The organism is Mesorhizobium sp. M0207 (genome assembly GCF_040321995.1).
Taxonomy (GTDB): Bacteria; Pseudomonadota; Alphaproteobacteria; order Rhizobiales; family Rhizobiaceae; genus Mesorhizobium.
Window position 1 is genome coordinate 162,565 of the sequence record NZ_JAMYSQ010000006.1, and the last position, 19,821, is coordinate 182,385.

Below are 19,821 nucleotides of genomic sequence, written 5' to 3' on the forward strand. Positions count from 1 at the left end.
TCTTAATTATTCATTTTAACTGATTATGCCTTTCCCGTAAATCGCCGGTGTAGCTGCCGATCAACACGGCAAACCAGGGGAGATGGAAATGTCGCGTGAGCCCTTCGGCATCCAGCCGATCGATCTAAGCGCATTGACCCCGAAGCAGCGCGAAGCGCTCTATAGCGACGCCGTGCGTGGCGCCCACCAGGAGAGAGCGGAGGCGATCCGGCTGAGCCTGTCGCGGGTCGGCGCGGCAATAGTCGCTGCGGTAAAGCGCATGTGTGCTCTCGCCGCCAAGGCAAAAGTCGGTCAGCCAACGAGCTGCCGCGCGAGGATCAGCACGGCAGCACCCGCCAGGAACATCGCCATAAGGCCGCCGCGCAGTGAGACAAGGCCGGCGACGATCAAGGCTGCCCATTCCGCCGGCCCGGCGCTGAGCGCCGCCGGCGCCACCAGCGTGGTCAGCACCGCCGCCGGCACGGCGCTGAGCCCGGCTTCGACGCGCGGGTGGATTTGATCGAAACGCGAGATCACCAGATGACCGCCGATGCGGGTCAGATAGGTCGCGATGGAACCGGCGACGATGATCCACAAGGTCGTGCTCATGGCCGTGCCTCCACGCCGCTGTGGCGGGGCGGCAGGATGACGGCGAGCAGCACGCCGGCCAGCGCACCTATGGAGACATGCCAGGGCGAGCCGACCGTTTTGTATGCAATGATGGAGGCGGCAGCGCTGGCGACGACCACCGGCAGCCACAGCGGCCGCTTGCGGAAGCTCATGACCAGGCCGAGAAAATATATCGGCAGCAGGAAATCGATGCCCAACGCATGGGTGTCGGGAATAAGCTTGCCGAACATCGCGCCGAGCGCGCTTTCGATGATCCAGAACACATAGACCGGCAGCCCAAGCCCCATATACCAGGTGAACCCGACGGTCTCGCCGGCCTCCGCCTTGCGCTCGGCCACCGCGAACTGCGGATCGGTCAGCACAAAATAGCCTATCGCCTGCTGCACCAGCGGCCAATGCGCAATGCGCCGGCCGATGCCAGCCGAATAGAGCACATGGCGAAAATTCACGGCGAAGATCGACAGCACGATCAGCCACGGCGCGACATGCTGGCCGAACAGCTCGATGCCGACCATCTGGCTGGCGCCGCCGAACACCGTTGCGCTCATCAGGAACGCTTCGAGCACGGAAAACCCGTTGTCGACTGCGAGCGCTCCGAACAGCAACGCAAACGGCGCCGACGCCACCACGACGGGCATGCTGAGCCGCACGCCGTCCCAGAAATCGCTTTTCGCTCCGTTTTCGGAGATTGCTTCCGCCGACATCGATCGCTCCTTGGGAACGGCCGTATGTAGAGAGAGCGGCCCGGCTTGTCACACCAATTTGCTTGAGGCAAACGATCAGCGGAAATGATGGCTGAAGCGTCGCGGCAAGCTCGCTTCCGAGCCTAGCGCGGCGAAGCCTTGCCTTCGATCGCCCTGCCCCAGTCGAGCAGCGGTTTTGCCCGCATGGCGAAGTCGACAAGGTCGTCGACCAATCCAGCTCCGTAGATATCCGCCGGCTCGATTGCGTGCCGGACGGCAAAATGCCGGTTGCGGATCGCGGCAGCGAGATCGGGCTCGGCGATATGCTCGAAGCCGCGCGGCGTGCGCTTCATGCAGCCGTCCGGGTCGAGCTCGAGACCATTCTTCTTCAGCGCCGCGACGAGGCTGCGGAATTCAGCGGGCCGCTTCGCGATCGCGTTGCGCAGCGCCAGCAATAGCTCCGGTCCGGGCTGCCACCAGGCAATGGCGGCAAAGCATCGCTCGAGCCCGATATGGACGTAAAACACGCCCTGTTCCATCTTGGTGCCGTCGGGCGAAAGGATCGCCGACAGATGCTGGTTGTAAGGCCGTTTGTCTTTGGCAAAACGCACGTCGCGATTAATCCGGAACAGCGATTTCTTGCGGTCGCCGCGCAGGCCGAACCCCAATGCTGTGAAGCGCTCGGAGAGCGTCTCGACCAGATCGCCGAAGGGATCGCGCAGGTCGCGCTCGAAAAGATCGCGGTTTTCCAAAAACCACTCCCGGCTCTGATGAAAATCCAGCGCCTTGAGGAAGGGAATGGCCTTTTGCCCAAAACCATTGAACGCAGCAGCCATCACGCGCCCTTGCCGATCCGCTGCAACCAGGTGTCCTCGTCGATCACCTCGATGCCGAATTTGGTCGCGTCCTTCAGCTTGGAACCGGCGCCCGGGCCTGCCACCAGGAGATCGGTCTTCGCGGAAACCGAGCCGGCGACCTTCGCGCCGAGACGTTCGGCCATCGCCTTGGCCTCCGGGCGCGTCATCTTTTCCAGCGTGCCTGTAAACACGATTGTCTTGCCGGCGACCGCACTATCGGCTGAGACGTTCACAATGTACGGCTTCGGGTGGATCTGTGTGAGCAGCGCTTCAAGCACGGCGTCGTTGCGTTCATTGCCGAAGAAATCGCGAAGCGCGCCTATCACGGTGTCGCCGATGCCGTTGATTGAAGGAAAAACGGTGTGTGGATCGGCTGCTGCTGCTGTCTCCTTGCCAATGCGGATCAACTCCTCGATCGTCGAGAAGGTTCGGGCGAGCACAGCGGCCGTCGTTTCGCCGATATGGCGGATGCCCAGCGCAAAGATGAAGCGATCGAGTTCGGGTTCGCGGCGGGCGTCGATGGCAGCGAAGAGCTTGTCGAGGCCGTCATAGTTGCGTTCCTCGACGCTGCGTACATTCTTGCGCGTTTTGCCCGATGCGGCCTCACGCTGCCTGGCCTGCTCCTCCCGTCGCTCCGCCAGCGCCTTGGTGACGGCGGGACGGCGGTCCCGGAGGGTGAAGATATCGGCGGCAGTCTTGACCAACCCGGCATTGAAGAACAGGTCTATGTTTTCAGCGCCCAGGCCTTCGATATCCATGGCGCCGCGCGACACAAAGTGGCGTAATCCTTCCACGGCCTGCGCGGGGCAGATCAGCTCGCCGGTGCACCGTCGGCGGGAATCCTCCTTGCCGGTCTTCTCGTTGATCTCGCGCGTTGCGGGTGAGCCGCAGATCGGACATTTGTGCGGGAATTCGTAGGGCACGGCATCTGGCGGACGCTTGTCGACGACGACGCTGACGATCTGCGGAATGACGTCCCCTGCCCGCTGGATGACCACCGTGTCGCCGATACGGATGTCGTTGCCGTCGCGGATCGGCTGGCCGTTGCTGTCCAGACCCTTGATGTAGTCTTCGTTGTGAAGCGTGACATTTTCGACCACGACGCCGCCGACCGTGACGGGCGCAAGCCGGGCAACGGGCGCCAGCGTACCGGTACGGCCGACCTGAATGTCGATCCTGAGCACGGTCGTCATCGCCTGTTCGGCCGGAAATTTATGAGCGATCGCCCAGCGTGGTTCGCCGGTGACGAAGCCCCATCTGCGCTGCAACTCCAATTGGTCGACCTTGTAGACGACGCCGTCGATGTCGTAGCCGAGCGATGAGCGCTGGGCCTCGATAAGGTGATAATGCGCGATCAGTTCGTCGACCGACTTTGCCCGGACCATCAGCGGACTGACCTTGAACCCCCACTCCGCGAATTTTTGCACGGAATCGTATTGGGTCGGAGCTGGATCCTTTGAAGTATAGCCCCAGGCGTAGGCAAAGAATCTGAGGTTGCGGCTGGCGGTAACGGACGGGTCCTTCTGGCGCAGCGATCCGGCCGCCGTGTTACGCGGATTGACGTAATCCTGGCCGCCTATCGCCGCCGAACGCTGCTTCAGCGCCTCGAATTCCGCGTAGGTCATATAGACCTCACCGCGTATTTCGATGACCTCGGGCCAGTCCGATCCCTTCAAGGTCTTGGGAATATCGGCGATGGTCTTGAGATTGGCGGTGATGTCCTCGCCGACGACGCCGTCGCCGCGCGTTGCCCCCTGCACGAACACACCGCCTTCATACCGCAGGGAAGCCGATAGCCCGTCGATCTTCGGCTCAGCCGTGAAGGCGATGTTCAGCTCCTTGTCGCGATCAAAGAATCGCCGGCCGCGTTCTATGAAGTCCGCGACGTCCTGGTCGGTGTAGGCCTTGGCGAGGCTAAGCATCGGCACCGCGTGGCGCACCTTTGCAAAACCTTCCGCCGGCGGCGCGCCGACCCTGCGTGAGGGCGAATCCTCGCGCACAAGATGCGGGAACTGCTGCTCGATGGCGAGGTTGCGCCGGGTCAGCGCGTCATATTCCGCATCCGTGATTATCGGCGCGTCCTCGCCGTGGTAGCGCCGGTCGTGCTCGGCGATCTCCTGCGCCAACCGCTTCAACTCGCTTGCCGCCTCGCTTTCGCTGAGCGAATCGACTGGTTTTTCGTCCATGCACTGCTCCCTCCACGGTGGCGCGACACAATAGAACAGGATTCTCTCATGAGGGAGAGACCAGACACGGAAAATCATGCCTGAACAGCAGGATGGAGCCATACCCTGACTCAGGTCGCGAGCGCCGGAAACGAACTCGCCTGGAGCAATTCCAGGAAAAGTGTGAAACGGTTTTCCGTCCGGAATTGCGCAAAACAAAGAAGTAGAGCGGTTCGGCGTTTCCGTGGAACGATGAACCGCTCTACGCTGCCGCGGTGTTCTCCCGTAGCAGCCGCTCGGCCGCCGCGCGCGCCTCGTCGGTGATGGTGGCGCCGGCGAGCATGCGTGCGATCTCCTCCTGCCGTGCCGCCCGGTCCATCTCGGCGATGCCGGTCGAGACCCGGTCGGCACCGCCTGATTTGGAGATCAGGAAATGCGTCGCCGCGCGCGCCGCCACTTGCGGTGCATGCGTGACCGAAAGCACCTGCACGCGTTTTGCCAGCCGCGCCAGCCGCTGGCCGATGGCGTCGGCAACCGCGCCGCCGACGCCAGTGTCAATCTCATCAAATACCAAGGTCGGCGCCGAGCCCCGGTCAGCGAGTGCTACCTTCAACGCCAGCAGGAAGCGCGAAAGCTCGCCGCCGGAAGCGACCCTCATCATTGGGCCGGGCCTGGTGCCGGGATTGGTGCGCACCCAGAACTCGACCTGGTCGATGCCTTCTTCCATGCGGCTCTCGGCATCGCTTGCGATCTCGACGATGAACTCGGCGCGTTCGAGCTTCAGCGCCGGCAGTTCGGCCATCACCGCCTTGCTCAGCCCGACAGCCGCCGCATGGCGAAGCGACGACAGCTGGGCCGCCGTAGTGTCATAGGCCTGGCGCGCCGCCGCAGCCTGTTTCTCCAGCGCCTGCAGGCGCTCTTCGCCGGCGTCGAGATCGGCAAGGTCGGCAGCCATGGTGTCACGCAATTGCGCCAGGTCATCGACGGCGACGCTGTGCTTGCGCGAGGCGGCACGCAGCGAAAACAGCCGCTCCTCAGCCTTCTCCAGCCGCTGCGGATCATATTCGGTGGCGCGAAGTGCTGCTTCGACGCCCGACTGCGCCGCGTCGAGCGACAGCATCGCCTCGTCGAGCGACTTGACGACATCCTCGAGCAGCCCGGGCGCTTCGGTGACCTTGCGCTGCAGCCGCCTGAGCAGGCTGGCCAGTTGCGGCAAGGGCGAGGACGGACCCGAGAGCACATCCTGCGCATCGTGGATTTCCGAGGCGATCTTTTCGGCACGCATCATCAAGGCGCGCAATTCGGCCAGCTCGGTCTCTTCGCCAGGTTGCGGATCGAGCCTGGTCAATTCGGCGACCGCTGCACGCAGATAATCGGCCTCACGGGCAGCTGCTTCGACTTTGGCCCGGTGCCGTGAAAATTCCTGCTCGCAGGTACGCCAATGCCGCCACGCCTCGCCGGTTGCCCGAGCAGCGCCGAGATGGCCGCCGAAACTGTCGAGCAACTCGCGATGGGCGCCGGGATCGACCAAAGCGCGCTCGTCATGCTGGCCGTGGATCTCGACCAGCGCACGGCCGATGTCGCGCATCAGCGTCACGCTGGACGGCTGGTCGTTGACGAACACGCGCGTGCGGCCGTCAGCCGTCTGGACGCGGCGCAGGATGATTTCGCCGTCGTCCTCGATGGCATTCTCGGCAAGCAACATGCGAGCCGCGTGGTTGCGCGGCACGTCGAACACGGCGATGATCTGGCCTTGTGCCGCGCCATGCCGCACCAGCGAAGCGTCGCCGCGGGCGCCAAGCGCCAGCGACAAGGCGTCGAGCAGGATGGATTTTCCGGCGCCGGTTTCGCCGGTAAGGACCGAAAGGCCGGACGAGAAGTCGATGTCCAGCTTCTCGATCAGAACGATATCGCGGATCGACAGTCTGGAGAGCATGGTGACGCGCCGCTCAGGCGCCGGTGATCAGCTTCCCGGCCTTGGAGATCCACGATCCGGCATTCTCGCGCGGCTCGAGCCCACCACTCTGCAGGAGCTTGTAGGAGTCCTTGTACCACTGGCTGTCGGGATAGTTGGTGCCGAGCACGGCCGCAGCGGTCTGGGCTTCCGACGTCAGCCCCATCGCATAGTAGCTCTCGGTCAGACGCGCCAGCGCTTCCTCGACATGACGTGTGTTGGAATAGTTCTCCACGACGTTGCGGAACCGTTTAACGGCCGCGATATATTCGCGGCGCTCGAGATAGTAGCGGCCGATCTGCATCTCCTTGCCGGCGAGCTGATCGTTGGCGAAGCGGATCTTCTCCTTGGCATCATCAACATATTCGGAAGTCGGCCAGCGCGTTACCAGATCCTGCATCGTCTGCGCGGTAAGACGCGCTTCCTTCTGGTCCTGGGTGACGTCCTTGATCTGGCGGTAGTAGCTCAGCCCGATAATATATTGGGCATAGGCCGCATCGTCGGTCGACGGGTAGAGGGTCAGGTAGCGCTTGGCCGAACCGATCGCCTCATCGTAATTGCCCTGACGGTAGTCGGCAAAGGCACCCATCACCATCGATTTGCGGGCGAATTCGGAATATGGATGCTGGCGGTCGACGGCATCGAACTTGCGGCTTGCCTCCTGCAGTCGCCCGGCATTCAGATTGGCGAGACCCTGATTGTAGAGCACGTCGGCCGGCTCGGTCTGATCGACATAGGTCGACAGATCGACGTCCTTCTCGGACGACATGCAGGCCGACAGAAACAGCGATGGAACGACCACCGAAAGCGCCAGGAAAACAGCCCGCCGCGGCGCCTTCGATTGACCAACTCGCTTGAAAAACATGTTTGGATTCCGCCCTTTCGGCGTCATTTCAGTCGACGGCAGCAGCCATAAACCATAATTGCCTTGCCCGGCAACGCTATCCCCGGCCAATCGCACATTTTTGTGGCGCTTTGGCGCTACCTGGAAAGCTGTGTAATTTGGCAGGCCGGTGATGCATCCATGCAACACAGCTTGACCGCAACGGGAGCCGCAAGACCTTAAGAATCAGATCATCCAGGGCGCATAGAGGGGTGCGTTGACGGCGCTCATCTCGGCGGTACGCCCGCGCTCGCGGCGCGTCGTCTCAACGATCTCGAAAGCCGAACGGTCGGACAAGAGACGGCGCAGCGCAGCTGCGTTCAGCCTGTGGCCGCCACGATAGGAGCGGAAGCAGCCGATGAACCGGGCACCGGCGAGCGCCAGGTCGCCCATCGCATCCATCGTCTTGTGGCGCGCGAACTCGTTGGGATAGCGCAGGCCTCCCATATTGATCACGCGGTTGTCGTCGCCGATCACCAGGGAGTTTTCCAACGAGGAGCCGAGCGCATAGCCGGCCGCCCACAGCCGCTCGACGTCCTTCATGAAACCGAAAGTGCGGGCCCGCGCGACGTCACGCCGGAAAATGTCGGCGTTCATGTCGGATGCAAAAAGCTGGCGCCCGATCGCCGGGCTTTCGAAATCGATCTCGATCTCGAAGCGCGTGCCGTCATAGGGCCGGAACTCCGCCCAGCAGGCGCCGTTCTCGATGCGAACCGGCTTGACCACCCTGATATAGCGGCGCTTGACCGGCAGCGTTTCGATGCCTGCCTGGTCAATGGCCTCGACGAACATCACTGCGCTGCCGTCGAGGATAGGCACCTCATGGCCGTCGATTTCGATGACGAGATTGTCGATTCCAAGCCCGAAAAGCGTCGCCATCAGATGCTCGACCGTGGCAATGTGCTCGCCTTGCGGATCGCCAAGCATGGTGCAGAGATCGGTGGCGCCGACCTCGGAGACGAGCGCGCGAAATTCGTGGCTTCCGCTTGCATTCGAGAGCTGGAAGACGACACCCGTATCGGCATCCGCCGGCAGGAAATGGACGGTGACCGGATTGCCACTGTGAACGCCGATGCCAGTCAGCGTCGCGCGCGATTTAAGTGTCGTCTGATAGTCGTGCAAAACAATCCCCATAGCCCATGCTGCCTAGGTCCGCTTCTGCCCTGAGGGCGCGGCTCTTGATTGATCGGCAGGCAGGGCCACTTCCCCGAGACTCCCAGCAAACCGACTTTGGTCGGTGGCGAAGATAATGGTCCCGCGGGGAGACTCCAAATCACGGTTTCTTACTCTTTGTAACTGCGGTCCAGCGCGGGATTGCCCCATAAGTCCTTGTTTTACAATCACTTTAAGGTTAACAGGCGAACAGTTTCCTGCTCGCCTGTTAATAACTGTTACGAACCGTTAACAGATCAATTGGCCTGTCGGCGCAGGAAGGCGGGAATCTCCAACTGATCGTCTTCCTGGACAGCCCGGCTCTGCGGCGTCAGTCGGCCCTGCTCGTCCAGCTGGCCGCGGCGCGGCGCGTAAAGCTGCGGATCCTGGCTGGCAAGGCGGCGCACTTCCGCCGGCGCCTGGCGCAGTTTCGGTTCGCGCGGCTGCGCCGGCTGCAGCCTTGCAGGCTCCTCTTCGCGGCGGGTCAAGCCGTTGGTCAGGCGCTTGAGCAAGCCCATCGGGCCGCTGTTTTCGTGGTCGGCCGGGCGCGCCTTGGCTTCCACTTCGGCCTTCACCTGCGGCGGGAAATCCTCGACCCGCGGCATGCGCTGGGGTGCTGCGGCAACCGGCTGCGGCATTTCACGATGCGGAGCAGGCTGCATCGCTTGCTGAACCGCTGGCTGCATCATCGGCTGCGGCTGAGCCGGAGGCGCCTGGAAGATCTTGCTCTGCGGACGGAAGTCTTCCGCATGGGCGACCGGTGCCGGGCGGGCCTGCGCCATCGCTGCCGCATTCGCTTCGGCGAGCTGAATGGCCTCGGCGACCGGGTCGGCAGCACGTGGTTCATAGATTGGTTGCTGGACAGGCGCCGGGCGCATTTCCGTGACCTGGGCCGCCGGGCGGCTGACCGGCTTCGGCGGAGCCGCGCGGATGGCGATCGGCGCGGCAGCGATTTCGGCCGCCGATTTGTCGATGCCGGTGGCGACCACCGACACGCGGATGACGCCTTCGAGTTCCTCGTCGAAGGTGGCGCCCAGAATGATGTTGGCGTCCTGGTCGACCTCTTCGCGAATGCGGGTTGCAGCCTCATCGACTTCGAACAGGGTCAGGTCACGGCCGCCGGTGATCGAGATCAGCAGGCCCTTGGCGCCCTTCATCGAGGTCTCGTCGAGCAGCGGGTTGGCGATGGCGGCTTCCGCCGCGGCCATTGCGCGGCCCTCGCCCGAAGCCTCGCCGGTTCCCATCATCGCCTTGCCCATTTCGCGCATGACCGAGCGGACGTCGGCGAAGTCGAGATTGATCAGGCCTTCCTTGACCATCAGGTCGGTAATGCAGGCAACGCCCGAATAGAGCACCTGGTCGGCCATCGCGAAGGCATCGGCGAAGGTGGTCTTGTCATTGGCCAGCCGGAACAGGTTCTGGTTGGGAATGACGATCAGGGTATCGACGCATTTCTGCAGTTCCTCGATACCCATGTCGGCCGTCTTCATGCGGCGCTGGCCTTCGAAGTGGAACGGCTTGGTGACGACGCCGACGGTGAGGATACCCTTTTCGCGGGCAGCGCGGGCAACGACGGGAGCCGCCCCGGTGCCGGTGCCGCCGCCCATGCCGGCAGTGACGAAGCACATATGCGTGTTGGAGAGATGATCGATGATCTCGTCGATGCATTCCTCCGCCGCCGCGCGCCCGACTTCAGGCTGCGATCCGGCGCCGAGACCTTCGGTGACATGCGCGCCGAGCTGGATCAGCCGCTCGGCCTTCGACATCGTCAGTGCCTGCGCGTCGGTGTTGGCCACCACGAACTCGACGCCGCGCAAGCCGGCGGTGATCATGTTGTTGACGGCATTGCCGCCGCCGCCGCCGACACCGAACACGGTGATGCGCGGCTTGAGCTCGGTGATGTCCGGCTTCTGCAGATTGATGGTCATTGTCTTCGTCCTTTGCCTTTCCCGCCGCTTCGCCGCCGCGGCCGCCTATGGGGCTGTCCCCGTCAAAATTAAAAACTGTCTCTCAACCACTGACTCATTCGATGCAGTTTTCCGCCTGTTCCGGTCATCCGAAGACCGGAAATTCCCTTCGCCGGCCGGCTCTCGAAGCTCGCCATCTGTGGATAGATCAGAAGTCCGACCGGGGTCGAGAAAGCCGGCCCCTTGGCCGCCTCGGGCAAGCCTGCCACGCCAAGCGGGCGTCCGATGCGCACATTGCGGCCGAGAATGCGGCGTGCAGCTTCTGGCAGGCCGGCAAGCTGGCTGGCACCGCCGGTCAGCACCACGCGCTTGCCGACGGCGTTGCCGTAGCCGGATTTGTTCAGCCGGTCGCGCAACAATTCCAGCGTCTCGTCGATGCGGGCGCGGATGATGCGCGTCATCACCGAGCGCGGGATCTGCAACGGCACCTCGCCGTCCTCGCCGATCGGATGGATGGAAACCAGGTCGCGGTCGTCGGCACTGCCAGGCAGCGCCGAGCCATGCATCACTTTCAGCCTTTCGGCGGCATCGAGCGAGGTCGACAGGCCCTTGGCCATATCCAGCGTGACGTGGTTGCCGCCGATCGCGATGGCATCGCCATGGACGAACTTGCCTTCCGAAAACACCGAGATCGTCGTCGTGCCGCCGCCCATGTCGATGCAGGCCGCGCCCATTTCGAGCTCGTCGTCGACGAGCGCAGCAAGCCCACTGGCATAGGGCGTCGCCACCATGCGTTCAACCGACAGATGCGAGCGGTTGATGCAGAGCTCCAGATTGCGCAAGGGCGCTGCGTCGCCTGTCAGCACGTGCATGTCGACGCCAAGCTGGTCGCCAACCATGCCGCGCGGATCGCGCACACCGCGCTCGGCATCCAGCGAAAAGGCTACGGGAAGCGAATGGATCACCTCGCGCTCGGCCCGCAACGCCTGCTTGGCGCCGGCGGCAAGCACGCGCTTGATGTCGGCCTCGTCGGCCTCATGGCCGCCGAGATTGATGGTGGCCGAAAAAGCCTCGCTCTTCAGCCGGCCGGCAGTCATGTTGACGATCAGCGAATCGACCGTCAGTCCCGCCATGCGTTCGGCGGCGTCGACGGCAAGACGGATGGCGTGCTCGGCACGGTCGAGATCGATGACGACGCCGGATTTCACGCCTTGCGATTTCTGGTGGCCGATGCCGATCACCTGGACGCGATGCGAGCGTCCGCGCAGCAGCTTGCCATCCTCGCGCGGCTTGAGTTTGGCCACCACGCAGCAGACCTTGCTGGAGCCGACATCCAGCACCGTCAGGATGCCGGACCGGCGCGACGAGGCATCGCTATTGCCGCCAAGCCAGCTCATATCTTCGTCTCCGGCTTGCGCTTCAGCATCTTGGGCTTTTCGTCGAGCGCGGCTTGGCGCTGTGTCGCCGCTTCCGGCGTCAACTGGACGACCAGACGATCGGAAAGGCGCATGTCGACGGCGGCGATGTCGCGCGTCAAAAGCCCGTTCTCGTGATCCATCCTGACCAGGTCGGCAATCGCCTGATCCTCACCGTCTTCGGGAAGCTTGATCGTGATGCCGTTTTCAAGCTTGAGATCCCAGCGCCGTTCGCCGATGCGGATATAGCCCTTGATCCGCGCGGCGAGCTCCGGATAATTCTTGATCTTGGCCAGGAAATCCGGCGCTGTGGCCGGCGCGCCGGTGCCGATGATCAGCGGGAGCAATATCTGCTTGCCGCCGGAGAACGGCGCAATGACGGTGCCGGATTTCTCGATGACCGAAAGCGCGCTGCCTTGCTGCCACAACGCGAACGGCTCGCGCTCCTCGACGCGCACTTCCAGCGTATGCGGGTAGACCTTGCGCACTGCCGCGGCTTCGACCCAGGGTAGCGTGGTGATGCGTTCGCGCGCCGCTTCGGCATCGAAGCCGATCAGCGAGGTCCAGCCGTCGAGTTCCAGCCTGTCGAGAATATCGATCTCGGACGTTTCGCGGTTGCCGACGACCTTGACCTGGTCGACGGCAAAGCCGGTGCGGGCGGTGACACTCTGGACGATGGCGTCGGAATATCCGCCGAGATAGGCGCCATAGGCACTGCTCGAAACAAGCAGTGCCGCCGACAGCATGGCAGCGCAATAGGGCGGCGCTTCGAAGTCGCCTTCGCCGAGGCGCGCCAGCACGCGCACCGGCCGGCGGAGCAGGCGCGGCAGCACGAAATGGTCGAACGACAACGGCATGCCGAACAGCGCCGGCCCGGCCGCGCCCTTCCCCTTGCCCTGTCCCCACTTCAACGCAGACACGAAGCGTCCTCCACCATCCAACTCAACAAATCGCCGAACGAGTGTCCCGCTTGCGCGGCGATTTCCGGCACCAAAGACGTCGGCGTCATGCCCGGCTGGGTGTTGACCTCGAGCCAGACAATTTCGCCGTTTTCGGAGTGACGATCGTCATAACGGAAGTCCGACCGGGAAACGCCCCGACAGCCGATAGCTTGGTGAGCCTTGAGCGTCAGTGTCTGTATTTTTTGGTAAATATTCGGTGAAAGTTTTGCCGGGCATTCGTGTTTTGATCCTCCCGCGACGTATTTTGAATCATAGTCGTAGAAGGAATGGCCGGTCGGGATGATCTCGCAGACACCGAGCGCCACATCGCCCATCACCGCGCACGTCAATTCCCGCCCGTGCACATAACGCTCGACCATCACCGTATCGCCATATCTCCACTCGGACGAGCCGATGATCTGCGGCGGATGCGACTGGCCTTCATGGACGATGACGACACCGAAGCTCGACCCTTCGTTGACCGGCTTGACGACATAGGGCGGCTTCATCGGGTGCTTGTTCTGGATGGCGAAGCGATTGGCCACCTTCGATTCCGCCACCGGAATGCCTCCCGCCTTGGCGACCTTCTTGGCCTGTTCCTTGTTCATCGCGAGCGCCGAGGCAAGCACGCCGGAATGGGTGTACGGAATGGCGAGGTACTCGAGGATGCCCTGGATGGTGCCGTCCTCGCCGAAAGGGCCGTGCAGCGCATTGAAGACGACGTCAGGCTTGAGCGCGCTGAGCACCGAGCCGATGTCGCGCGAGACGTCGACGCGGGTGACTTGGTAGCCCTCTCCCTCGAGCGCATCGGCGCAGGCCTTACCCGACGACAGGGACACGGGCCGCTCGGACGAGAATCCCCCCAGAAGAACGGCCACATGCTTGCTTGTCATTCCCCGTCATTTCCTCTCACAGCAGGCCTGCACCATCGTGCATACCCCGAAAAGCATCGCGCGCACTCAAATGCGCCCGAGCAACTTCGCTCCCGTGTTTCCGCAACATTGAGTCCGAGTCTCCCGGCAGGTTGCCCCCCAGACGGAAACGCGAGTAACGCGTCGAAACGACTCAAATCAGGAAACGCTTCAGGGCAGAGAATCAGAGAGTTGATTCGCTGGCAAGTGCTTACGATTCCGATGGATTCACTTTCCGCAAAAACGGCAGCAAAATGTGAATTCATGAGTCCGAAAGGCAACGGCGGTCAGCTTGCCTAAAGCAACTGCCCGAGAAATTCCTGGACGGCATGGCCCGGCCGAAAATTACCGATGCGCTTGATCTCCCACTGCAGCCGGATGCCTGATCTTTCGAGCACGCGCGCACGCACCGTCTCACCGAGATATTCAAGCTCGTAGCCCGTGGCCGTTCCGGTGTTGATCATGAAGTTGCAATGCATCGGCGACATCTGCGCCCCGCCGACCATCAGGCCGCGGCAGCCGGCCTTGTCGATCTCCTTCCAGGCGGAGGTGCCCTCAGGATTCTTGAAGGTAGAGCCACCGGTCTTTTCGCGGATCGGCTGCACGGTCTCGCGATGGTTCTGGACAGCATCCATCGCGGCCTTGATCGCCGCCTTGTCCTCAGGAATGCCTTCGAGCAGCGCCGACGTGAAGATCAGCCCGGACGGCGCCGCTGAATGGCGATAGGCATAGCCCATATCGGCATTGCTCAGCGTATGAACATTGCCCTTGCGGTCGAGTGCCCGCACCTCGACCACGCGCTCGCGCGTCTCGACGCCATTGGCGCCGGCGTTCATCCTCAGCGCTCCGCCAATGGCGCCGGGAATGCCGTGGTAGAAATGAAAGCCACCGATGCCGGCCTCGTAGGCAACGGCCGCAAGGCGCTTGTCGGGTGTCGCGGCACCCGCCTTGATCGTGGTCGGCGCAATCACTTCGGTCTCGCCAAAGCCTTTGGCCGAAAGCCGGATGACAAAGCCCGCAATGCCGCCGTCACGGACAAGCAAGTTCGAGCCGACGCCGACGATGGTCAGCGGAATTTCCTCCGGCACCGCCTTCAGGAACGTGGCAAGATCGTCCTCGTCGGCCGGCTGGAACAATGCGTCCGCCAGCCCGCCGGCTCGAAACCAGGTGATCTTGTCCATCTCGGCATTGGGCATGATGCGGCCGCGCAGTCCGGCAAGCCGGTCGCCAAGCTTCTCGATCAACGCCTGGCCGCGCATCATGAGATGGTCCCGCCGAGTTCCCTGGGCAGCGCATAGGCCCATTGCGTGATGTTGCCGGCGCCGAGGAAGACGACGAAATCGCCCGGCTTCGCCACCTCGCGCACGATCGGCGCAATCGCCGCCGGACCTTCGATGTAGCGTGCGTCGCGATGGCCGCCGGAGCGGATGCGCGACACCAGTGCGTCGGACGTAACGCCGTCGATCGGCTCCTCGCCGGCCGCATAGACGGGCGCCACCATTACCGTATCGGCATCGTTGAAGCAGACGGAAAACTCGTCGAACAGATCGCGCAGCCGGGTGAAGCGATGCGGTTGGGTAACGGCGATGATGCGACCCTTGGTAGCGCTGCGCGCAGCCTTTAGTACCGCCGTGATCTCGACCGGATGATGGCCGTAATCGTCGAACACATCGACACCGTTCCACGAACCGGTATGGGTGAAACGGCGCTTGACGCCGGCGAAGGACGACAGGCCCTTCTTGATTGCCTCAGCCGAAAGGCCGAGCTCATGCGCGACGGCAATCGCCGCCGTCGCATTGGAAACATTGTGGCGCCCGGGCATAGGCAGCCGCAGGCCTGATATCGTTATCTGGCCGTGCGTCTTGCGGTCGCGGATCACCACGTCGAATTCCGAAGTCGGGCCGTCCATGCGGTGATTGGTGAAGCGCACGTCGGCCTGCGCATTTTCGCCATAGGTGATGACGCGCCGGTCCTCGATGCGGCCGACCAGCGCCTGCACCTCGGGGTGGTCGGTGCACATCACACCGAAGCCGTAGAACGGCACATTCTCGACGAACTGACGAAACGCTTCGCGCACTTTGTCGAAGGAGCCGTAATGGTCGAGGTGCTCGGGGTCGATATTGGTGACGACGGCAATCTCGGCCGGCAGCTTGAGGAAGGTGCCGTCGCTCTCGTCGGCCTCGACCACCATCCATTCGCCGTCTCCCATGCGGGCATTGGTGCCATAGGCATTGATGATGCCGCCATTGATTACCGTCGGGTCGAGCCCGCCGGCTTCGAGTAGCGTCGCCACCATCGAAGTCGTCGTCGTCTTGCCATGCGTGCCGCCGATCGCCACCGCTTGCCGGAAGCGCATCAGTTCGGCCAGCATTTCGGCGCGCCGCACGATCGGCAGCAACTTCTCTCTCGCCGCCTTCAGCTCCGGATTGGATTTCTTGATTGCGGTGGAGACGACGACCACTTCGGCCTCGCCGAGGTTTTCGGCCTGATGGCCGACGAAGCATTCGATGCCCTTGTCGCGCAGCCGCTGCACATTGGCGCTGTCGGCCTGATCGGATCCCTGCACCTTGTAGCCGAGATTGTGCAGCACCTCGGCGATGCCGCTCATGCCGATGCCGCCAATGCCGATGAAATGCACGAGGCCGATCGTCTGTGGCATCTTCATGCGTGCGTCTCCTTCCTGAATTCCGAAACGGATTTCCTGGACGCAATAGCCTCTGTCAGATCGGCGAGCAACCGCGCGGCATCCGGTTTTCCGGACGATTTCGCCGCCGCGGCCATTGTCGCCGCCTTGCCTGGATCATCCATCAGCCCGCCGACAAGCACGGCGATCCGCTCCGCCGAAAGCGTGGATTGCGGATGCACCTCGGCGCCGCCCGCTGCCGCAAGGGCCGCCGCATTCGCCGCCTGGTCGTGGTCGAGCGCGTGCGGATAAGGCACCAGCAGCGCCGGCCGGCCGATCACCGCGATTTCCGATACGGTCGATGCGCCGGAGCGCGACATCACCAGATGCGCCGCCGCCAGCCGCGCCGCCATGTCGGTGAAGAAGGGCGACACCTCGGCCTCGATGCCAAGCGTGGCATAGGCGGCTTTCACCCGCGTCACATCGTCGGCGCGCGCCTGCTGGGTGATCGCCAGCCGCCTGCGCTGTGCATCGGAAAGCCGGGCGATCGCCGCCGGCACCGCATCGGAAAAGAACTGCGCGCCTTGGCTGCCGCCAAACACCAGAAATCGGAACGGCTCTTCACCGGCCGATGCGGCATAAGGCGTCTTCGCCGCTTCCAGCACTTGCGGCCTGACCGGATTGCCGGTGGTCACCGTCTTGACGCCTGTAGCACTTGTGTCTTCCGGTAGGAAACCACCGGCAATAGCGTCGACGCGGCCGGCGAGCGCCCGGTTGGCACGGCCCATCACCGCGTTCTGCTCGTGGATCAGCGTCGGCACCTTGCGCCGGGTCGCGGCATAGAGCGGCGGCAGCGTCGGATAGCCGCCGAAGCCGACCACGATGGCGGGCTTGACGCTGGCGATGACGGCCGATGCCTGCCGCACCCCGCGCCAGATTTTCCAAAATGCGGCGAGCACGGCAAAAGGATTTTTCGACCCCATCGTCGCCGACTGGATCGGATGGATGGCGGCCGCCGGGAACTGCCCGGCAAAGCGCTCGGCGCGTTCGTCCGTCGCCAGATGCACCGCCCAGCCGCGCCCGGTCAGTTCGTGCGCCAGTGCCTCGGCCGGGAACAGATGTCCGCCCGTGCCGCCCGCCGCCAGAAGGATGACCCCCTTGGCCATCTCACTCCGCCGGCATCGCACGCGGCGACGGCATGAAGCCCAGCTGCTTGCGCTTTTCCGGGCGCTTGCGCGTCAGCGCCAGCACCATGCCCATCGAGATGGCGATCGCGATCTGCGAGGAGCCGCCGTAGGAGATGAACGGCAGCGTCATGCCCTTGGCCGGCATCAGCTGCAGATTGACGGCCATGTTGATGACCGACTGCAGGCCGAAGACCGTGACCAGGCCGCCAACCGCATAGCGGGTGAAATCGTCCTGCTCCTTGAGTGCCGTGTTGAGGCCGCGCAGCACGATGAAGCCGAAGATGGACATGATGAAGAAGCACATGATCAGCCCGAATTCCTCGCCGGCGACCGAGAAGACGAAGTCGGCATGGCTGTCGGGGATGACCCGTTTGACGGTGCCCTCGCCCGGCCCGACGCCGAACCAGCCGCCATTGATCAGCGCCTCGCGGCCCATGTCGACCTGGAACGTGTCGCCCTCGCCTGTCATGAAGCGGTCGATACGGCCGGCAACGTGCGGGAACACTGCATAGGCGGCGAACACGCCGCCGACGCCTGCAGCACCCAGCGCGACGATCCACAACCACGGCAATCCGGCCATGAAGAACATCACCCCCCAGGTGCCGAGCACCAGCATGGTCTGCCCAAGGTCAGGCTGCGCCACCAGCAGCGAGATGACCAGTGCAAGCAGCAACATGGCGAACAAATTGCCCGGAATGTCGGGCTGGCGCTTGTGCTCGGCGAACAGCCAGGCGCAGATGATGACGAAGGCCGGTTTCAGGAACTCGGACGGCTGGATCGACAGGCCGGCTAGCGACACCCAGCGCCGCGCGCCCTTCACCTCGACGCCGATATAGAGCACCGCCACCATCAGGAACAGCATGATGCACAACATGACCAGCGCCATGCGCCGGATCTGCCTGGATTCAAGGAACGAGACGGCCAGCATTACCCCAAGTGCCGGAATGGTGAAGATAATCTGGCGTGTCGCGAAGTGGAAACTGTCTAGGCCGATGCGCTCGGCCACCGCCGGGCTTGCGGCGAAGGACAAAACGATGCCGAGCCCCATCAGCGACAGGAACGCCGCCAGGAACCAGCGATCGATCGTCCACCACCAGGTCGCCACGGGGCTTTTGTCGAGACGGCTTTGCATTATCGTGTCCCTCCGATGGGCTTCACGCCATCAATGGCGGTTGCGGCTTGCCTGAACGCCTCGCCGCGGACTTCGAAATTCTTGAACTGGTCGAAACTGGCGCAGGCCGGCGACAGCAGCACCACTGCCTCGCCGCTACTATCCCTGGCCGCATCGCGGGCGGCGTGTTCGACTGCCGCCGCCAACGTGCCTGATATCTCGTAGGGCACCGCTTCGCCCAGCGTCGCCGAAAAGGCCGGTGCGGCTTCGCCGATCAGATAGGCCTTGGCGATGCGCGGGAAGAAGCCGCGTAACGGCTCGATGCCGCCCTCTTTCGGCAGGCCGCCGGCAATCCAGTAGATACGCGCAAAGCTCGACAGCGCCGGTGCAGCGGCATCGGCATTGGTCGCCTTGGAATCGTTGACGAACAGCACATGCCCTTTGCGGCCGACCTGCTCCATGCGGTGCGCCAGCCCAGGGAAACTCTCCAGTCCGGATTGGATCTCGCCGAGCTCGAGCCCGACCTTGAGGCAGGCGGCGGCGGCGGCCAGCGCGTTCTGCGCATTGTGCTGGCCGCGCAACGAGCCGATGCCTTCGAGGAAGGCGACACGGCTGTAGCGGCCGTGCACGGCTTCCATTAAGTTGGTGCCGTCAGCGAAATAGCCGTCGGTCAGCGGCAGCCGCTTGGAGATGCGGATGACCTGCCGGCCGGCCCGCTCCAGCCGATCGGCGATCTGGGCGCACCAGGAATCGTCGACACCGATGATTGCCGTCTCGCTGCCGGCCACCAGCCGCTCCTTGATCGAGGCGTAGTGTTGCATCGTGCCATGGCGGTCGAGATGGTCCGGCGTCAGGTTGAGCAGCACACCGGCCGTCGGGTTGATCGAAGGGGCAAGATCGATCTGGTAGGAAGAGCACTCAACCACATAATGCCGTTCAGGCTGCGGCGGATCGAGCGTCATCACTGCGCGGCCGATATTCCCGCCCATCTGCGTGTCGCGCCCAGCCGATTTTAGGATGTGCGCCGTCAGTGCCGTGGTCGTCGACTTGCCGTTGGTGCCGGTAATGGCAATGAAAGGTGCTGCCGGTGCCAGCAGCATCCGCTCGCGGCAGAAAAGCTCGATGTCGCCGATGATCTCCACGCCTGAGCCCCGCGCCAACTCGACGGTCCAGTGTGGCTTGGGATGCGTCAGCGGCACGCCGGGCGACAGCACGAAGGCGGAAAACCTCGCCCAGTCCGCACCGCGCAGGTCCGCTGTCGTGATGCCGACCGCGCCGGCCTTGGCGACGCTGTCGGGATTGTCGTCCCAGGCCAGCACATCCGCGCCGCCCTCGATCAGCGCGCGCGCCGTGGCAATCCCCGAGCCACCGAGCCCGAAGAGCGAAACGCGCTTGCCTGAAAAGGATGCGGCGGGGATCAAGC

16 protein-coding genes are annotated in these 19,821 nt (G+C 63.5%); all 16 read right to left on the bottom strand.

The genetic code is table 11. The annotated features are described in order from the left end of the window. Window positions 1-291: 291 nt before the first annotated feature. The 16 genes from NKJ15_RS11945 to murD all read right to left on the bottom strand — a co-directional run bounded on the left by NKJ15_RS11945 (window position 292) and on the right by murD (window position 19,819). A complete protein-coding gene (locus NKJ15_RS11945) occupies window positions 292-588 on the bottom strand; it encodes an AzlD family protein (RefSeq protein ID WP_352767756.1) in 297 nt (98 codons plus the stop codon). After that, entirely contained in the window at window positions 585-1,313 is a 729-nt protein-coding gene (locus NKJ15_RS11950; RefSeq protein WP_352769021.1) for an AzlC family ABC transporter permease, read from the bottom strand. The genes NKJ15_RS11945 and NKJ15_RS11950 overlap by 4 nt, the downstream gene beginning before the upstream one ends. A 122-nt stretch (window positions 1,314-1,435) precedes the next feature. Beyond that, window positions 1,436-2,128 (bottom strand): DUF2461 domain-containing protein, encoded by a 693-nt coding sequence (locus NKJ15_RS11955; protein WP_352815445.1) that lies wholly within the window; start codon window positions 2,126-2,128, stop codon window positions 1,436-1,438. Next, entirely contained in the window at window positions 2,128-4,335 is a 2,208-nt protein-coding gene (gene ligA, locus NKJ15_RS11960; RefSeq protein WP_352815447.1) for an NAD-dependent DNA ligase LigA, read from the bottom strand. Before ligA ends, NKJ15_RS11955 begins: the two co-directional genes overlap by 1 nt. 241 nt (window positions 4,336-4,576) lie before the next feature. Then, window positions 4,577-6,250, bottom strand: a complete 1,674-nt coding sequence (recN, locus tag NKJ15_RS11965; RefSeq protein ID WP_352681793.1) for a DNA repair protein RecN — start codon at window positions 6,248-6,250, stop codon at window positions 4,577-4,579. 13 nt (window positions 6,251-6,263) lie between these two features. After that, window positions 6,264-7,133, bottom strand: a complete 870-nt coding sequence (locus NKJ15_RS11970; protein ID WP_352501057.1) for an outer membrane protein assembly factor BamD — start codon at window positions 7,131-7,133, stop codon at window positions 6,264-6,266. Between the two features lie 204 nt (window positions 7,134-7,337). Then, the gene (lpxC, locus tag NKJ15_RS11975) at window positions 7,338-8,285 is read right to left on the bottom strand and encodes a UDP-3-O-acyl-N-acetylglucosamine deacetylase (protein WP_254818982.1); all 948 of its coding nucleotides are present in this window, start codon (window positions 8,283-8,285) and stop codon (window positions 7,338-7,340) included. Between the two features lie 275 nt (window positions 8,286-8,560). Then, window positions 8,561-10,231 (bottom strand): cell division protein FtsZ, encoded by a 1,671-nt coding sequence (ftsZ, locus tag NKJ15_RS11980; protein WP_254818983.1) that lies wholly within the window; start codon window positions 10,229-10,231, stop codon window positions 8,561-8,563. 68 nt (window positions 10,232-10,299) lie between these two features. Further along, window positions 10,300-11,607 carry a cell division protein FtsA gene (ftsA, locus tag NKJ15_RS11985; RefSeq protein ID WP_352471565.1) on the bottom strand — a complete coding sequence of 436 codons (1,308 nt, stop codon included), beginning with the start codon at window positions 11,605-11,607 and terminating at the stop codon, window positions 10,300-10,302. Beyond that, a complete protein-coding gene (locus NKJ15_RS11990) occupies window positions 11,604-12,545 on the bottom strand; it encodes a cell division protein FtsQ/DivIB (RefSeq protein WP_352471564.1) in 942 nt (313 codons plus the stop codon). Before NKJ15_RS11990 ends, ftsA begins: the two co-directional genes overlap by 4 nt. Beyond that, window positions 12,533-13,459 (bottom strand): D-alanine--D-alanine ligase, encoded by a 927-nt coding sequence (locus NKJ15_RS11995; RefSeq protein ID WP_352471563.1) that lies wholly within the window; start codon window positions 13,457-13,459, stop codon window positions 12,533-12,535. Before NKJ15_RS11995 ends, NKJ15_RS11990 begins: the two co-directional genes overlap by 13 nt. A 314-nt stretch (window positions 13,460-13,773) precedes the next feature. Further along, entirely contained in the window at window positions 13,774-14,739 is a 966-nt protein-coding gene (gene murB, locus NKJ15_RS12000) for a UDP-N-acetylmuramate dehydrogenase (RefSeq protein ID WP_352767746.1), read from the bottom strand. Then, a complete protein-coding gene (gene murC / locus NKJ15_RS12005) occupies window positions 14,736-16,142 on the bottom strand; it encodes a UDP-N-acetylmuramate--L-alanine ligase (protein ID WP_352471560.1) in 1,407 nt (468 codons plus the stop codon). The genes murB and murC overlap by 4 nt, the downstream gene beginning before the upstream one ends. After that, window positions 16,139-17,266 carry an undecaprenyldiphospho-muramoylpentapeptide beta-N-acetylglucosaminyltransferase gene (gene murG / locus NKJ15_RS12010; RefSeq protein WP_352539519.1) on the bottom strand — a complete coding sequence of 376 codons (1,128 nt, stop codon included), beginning with the start codon at window positions 17,264-17,266 and terminating at the stop codon, window positions 16,139-16,141. The genes murC and murG overlap by 4 nt, the downstream gene beginning before the upstream one ends. A gap of 1 nt (window position 17,267) precedes the next feature. Beyond that, entirely contained in the window at window positions 17,268-18,419 is a 1,152-nt protein-coding gene (gene ftsW, locus NKJ15_RS12015; RefSeq protein WP_023676765.1) for a putative lipid II flippase FtsW, read from the bottom strand. Then, window positions 18,419-19,819 (bottom strand): UDP-N-acetylmuramoyl-L-alanine--D-glutamate ligase, encoded by a 1,401-nt coding sequence (gene murD, locus NKJ15_RS12020; RefSeq protein WP_352570481.1) that lies wholly within the window; start codon window positions 19,817-19,819, stop codon window positions 18,419-18,421. The genes ftsW and murD overlap by 1 nt, the downstream gene beginning before the upstream one ends. Window positions 19,820-19,821 lie beyond the last annotated feature (2 nt).

Coding starts and splice junctions, on each gene's coding strand:
- murC (WP_352471560.1), bottom strand. CDS start 16,142: ATGAAGATGCCACAGACGATCGGCCTCGTGCATTTCATCGGCATTGGC.
- ligA (WP_352815447.1), bottom strand. CDS start 4,335: ATGGACGAAAAACCAGTCGATTCGCTCAGCGAAAGCGAGGCGGCAAGC.
- ftsW (WP_023676765.1), bottom strand. CDS start 18,419: ATGCAAAGCCGTCTCGACAAAAGCCCCGTGGCGACCTGGTGGTGGACG.
- NKJ15_RS11970 (WP_352501057.1), bottom strand. CDS start 7,133: ATGTTTTTCAAGCGAGTTGGTCAATCGAAGGCGCCGCGGCGGGCTGTT.
- NKJ15_RS11945 (WP_352767756.1), bottom strand. CDS start 588: ATGAGCACGACCTTGTGGATCATCGTCGCCGGTTCCATCGCGACCTAT.
- murG (WP_352539519.1), bottom strand. CDS start 17,266: ATGGCCAAGGGGGTCATCCTTCTGGCGGCGGGCGGCACGGGCGGACAT.
- NKJ15_RS11995 (WP_352471563.1), bottom strand. CDS start 13,459: ATGACAAGCAAGCATGTGGCCGTTCTTCTGGGGGGATTCTCGTCCGAG.
- lpxC (WP_254818982.1), bottom strand. CDS start 8,285: ATGGGGATTGTTTTGCACGACTATCAGACGACACTTAAATCGCGCGCG.
- murB (WP_352767746.1), bottom strand. CDS start 14,739: ATGATGCGCGGCCAGGCGTTGATCGAGAAGCTTGGCGACCGGCTTGCC.
- NKJ15_RS11955 (WP_352815445.1), bottom strand. CDS start 2,128: ATGGCTGCTGCGTTCAATGGTTTTGGGCAAAAGGCCATTCCCTTCCTC.
- NKJ15_RS11950 (WP_352769021.1), bottom strand. CDS start 1,313: ATGTCGGCGGAAGCAATCTCCGAAAACGGAGCGAAAAGCGATTTCTGG.
- ftsZ (WP_254818983.1), bottom strand. CDS start 10,231: ATGACCATCAATCTGCAGAAGCCGGACATCACCGAGCTCAAGCCGCGC.
- ftsA (WP_352471565.1), bottom strand. CDS start 11,607: ATGAGCTGGCTTGGCGGCAATAGCGATGCCTCGTCGCGCCGGTCCGGC.
- recN (WP_352681793.1), bottom strand. CDS start 6,250: ATGCTCTCCAGACTGTCGATCCGCGATATCGTTCTGATCGAGAAGCTG.